This window comes from Vibrio sp. 1078-1 (genome assembly GCF_033340475.1).
Window position 1 is genome coordinate 1 of record NZ_JAWOWM010000596.1, and the last position, 594, is coordinate 594.

General features: G+C 49.5%; 1 protein-coding gene. It reads right to left on the minus strand.

The genetic code is table 11. From position 1 onward, the window contains the following. Positions 1–594 (minus strand): Ig-like domain-containing protein (locus tag R7190_RS29005; protein WP_318138085.1); only part of this gene is annotated, 594 nt, incomplete at both ends.

Sequence of the window (594 nt, forward strand, 5' to 3'; positions counted from 1 at the left end):
CAGCTAATGCGCCAGCAACGTAGAAATCAACTTTAGCAACGCTACCATCCGCGTCTGCCGCGTTAGCAGTAAGCGTAACAGTACCGCCTAGCTCGATTGAAGTAGCTGAAAGCGCAACATCCACTGTAGGCGCTTCATTACCTGGTTGAGCTGAAGCAATCGTAAGCGTTACTGAACTTGCAGTACTTACCGCGCCAGCGTCATCATAAGATTTAGTTGAAAACTCGTGTACGCCTTCAGTTGCAGTCCAAGATGCAGTGAAAGGAGCCGAAGTAGACTGACCAACTAAAGCACCATCAACAAAGAATTCAACTTTGCTAATTGTGCCATCAGTGTCTGCAGCATCTGCGGCTAGGTTAACCACTTCACCAGCGGTGATAGATGCCGACGCAGAAGGAGCGGTTAGAGTCACCGTCGGGATTTCATTTTGTGGTGGATCAACAGGACCTGTTCCATCACAAGCACCAAGAGATTCCCACTCGCCCCACTGGCCAGCTTGTGCAGGGTTATTGTTTTGCGTCCAGTAACGCGCTTTGTATGCGTTACCTTCGTGCTGAACTTGGTCGCCGCCATTATAAACTTTTGACGAATCCC